1 protein-coding gene is annotated in these 836 nt (G+C 39.7%); it reads left to right on the top strand.

The window, feature by feature from the left end; all coding sequences use genetic code 11:
- On the top strand, window positions 1-836 hold an 836-nt coding region (locus tag Q0873_RS18165; protein ID WP_299110213.1), incomplete at both ends, for a hypothetical protein.

Raw genomic sequence — 836 nt, 5'->3', positions numbered from 1 at the left:
GTAGTACCAGAATCGTGTTATGATGGTACGAATGGTACATTGGCAGTAAATGTAACTGGAGGAAACGGAGAATATCAGTTTAGTATTGATGGCGGAACTACTTGGCAAACACCAACGCCAGCGACTTCAACATCATACACTTTTACAGGATTAACAAATGGAAGTTATAATGTTACAGTTCAAGATAGATTAGGATGTTCAACAACAACGAATAATCATGTAATCAATCCAGAATTAACAGCGACTGTAGCTACTGTAAATGAAACATGTAACCAAGGACAAATCACTGCAACACCAGCAGGAGGAGATGGTAATTATGTTTATGCAGTAGTAGCGACAGGAGTAGCAGTAGCGCCAGGAGATTTTAGTACAACAAATCCAGTAGATGTAGTGGCAGGAACATACGATGTTTATGTTCGAGATAATAGTGGAAATGCAGGTTATTGTGAGTTCATGCAAACAGTAACTATCACAAGAATAGCGGATCCAACGATAGTAGCTACAGGAGTTCAACCAAGTTGTAATGGAGATACAGGAACGATTAACGTAACAATCTCAAATGGTACTTCACCATATACAACAACAGTAACAGGAACAGCATTAACAGGATATAATAGTACCTCAGGCCCATCAACCGACACTACAGTATCATTTACTGGATTGGCAGCAGATACCTATACTATTGTAACTACCGATACAGGTGCAAGAGGAGCATGTACAACTACCACAGCAACAGTAGTAATTACAGAGCCAGCAGCACTTAGTGCAACAGCACGTATCACACAAGATTATACCTGTACACAAACAGGAGAGATTACTATAGAGAATGTAACAGG

The sequence above is a fragment of the uncultured Tenacibaculum sp. genome (assembly GCF_947498805.1).
Classification (GTDB): domain Bacteria; phylum Bacteroidota; class Bacteroidia; order Flavobacteriales; family Flavobacteriaceae; genus Polaribacter.
Note: the sequence above shows the minus strand (reverse complement) of the source record. Positions and strands in the feature narration are given on the sequence as shown.